Source organism: Cyanobium sp. NIVA-CYA 375 (genome assembly GCF_056108345.1).
Map to the genome: position 1 here is coordinate 1 of NZ_JBSYHW010000213.1, position 1,267 is coordinate 1,267.

The 1,267-nt window shown below is 64.3% G+C and carries 2 protein-coding genes; both read left to right on the forward strand.

Annotation, left to right across the window (positions count from 1 at the left end):
* Positions 1-83: 83 nt before the first annotated feature.
* The gene (locus AC01FP_RS17625; protein ID WP_474482023.1) at positions 84-713 is read left to right on the forward strand and encodes an ISAs1 family transposase; all 630 of its coding nucleotides are present in this window, start codon (positions 84-86) and stop codon (positions 711-713) included.
* Positions 704-1,246, forward strand: a complete 543-nt coding sequence (locus AC01FP_RS17630; RefSeq protein ID WP_474482024.1) for an ISAs1 family transposase — start codon at positions 704-706, stop codon at positions 1,244-1,246. The genes AC01FP_RS17625 and AC01FP_RS17630 overlap by 10 nt, the downstream gene beginning before the upstream one ends.
* Positions 1,247-1,267: the final 21 nt, after the last annotated feature.

Below are 1,267 nucleotides of genomic sequence, written 5' to 3' on the forward strand. Positions count from 1 at the left end.
CCAGGGCCGCCTAAAAGTCTGTCCCGATAGCTCTTGGCGGGGCTGTCAGCATTGGGTTCGCTCGGCGGGTCTCAGTGCCCCCAATGCCCCAAAACCTCTCTGCCACAGCCGATCAGCCCACACCGGATGATCTGATCAGCTTCCTCAAGGCCATCCCTGACGGCCGCTACCGCCGGGGGGTGCGTTACCCCCAGTGGTTCCTGCTGCTGGTGGCGGTGCTCGGGATCCTGAGCGGTTGCCGCAGTTCCCGGGATCTGGAGGCGTTTGCCAGGCGGCACCGAGAGGCGCTGAACCAGGTGCTGGGCCTGAATTTCAAGCGCTGGCCCTCGGATGCCACCTTCCTCTACCTGTTCAATAAGGCCCACCTGCAGGAATTCGGCCAGGTGCTGCAGGCCTGGATGATCAACCAGATCCCAGGCGGGGCCGATGGTCTGGACCAGTTGGTGTGTGACGGCAAGACCCTGCGCGGCTCTGCCATCGAGACGGAGGAGGGCAGCCACCGTTTTGTGGCCCAGGTCACGGTGTATGCCCGGGCCCTGGGCGTCGCCATGGCCCAGAAGACCTACGACACCCACGAATCCAGCGAGCGGGCTGCTCTCAAAGAGCTGCTGAGCAGCCTTGACCTGGAAGGCGTGCTGATCCAGGCGGACGCGCTCCACACGACGCAGTCGTTTTTCGATGGTGCCTCTCCCAGGGGGCCGACGTGCTCCTGACCGTCAAGAGCAACCAGAAAACCCTCTACCGCCAGATTGGCTGCCAGTTCCAGGGAAAGCGTCACATCCCTTTCACTGCAACGGATCACGAGAAGCGCCACGGGCGCGACACCGCCTGGGAACTTCGGGCGCGGGAAGCACCAGAGCACATCAAGGCCAACTGGCCCGGCAGCGCCTGGATCGTGGAGGTGATCACCGACACGCTCACCCGCAAAGGCAAGCGCAGCGTGCGGCGACACCTGTTCCTCACCAGCGTGCGCACTACCCCAGAAGCCCTGCTGCGACTGGTGCGGCAGCGCTGGAGCATTGAGAACGAATGGCACTGGGCCCGTGACGTCCAGCTCGGTGAGGACGCCCATCGCTACGCCAACCGGATCGGCGCCCCAGTGTTCGCTTTCCTCCGAACGGTGGTAATGAACCTGCTGCGGCGGGGCGGCTACCGCTCGATCCGCCAGGGTATGCGGGACCTGGCCTACGACATCAAGGGAATTCTGGCGCTGGGAGGGGTGGAAACCACCGGGAGCGCTCCTTGATCACACTTTTAGGCAGCCCTG

Coding starts and splice junctions, on each gene's coding strand:
- AC01FP_RS17625 (WP_474482023.1), top strand. CDS start 84: ATGCCCCAAAACCTCTCTGCCACAGCCGATCAGCCCACACCGGATGAT.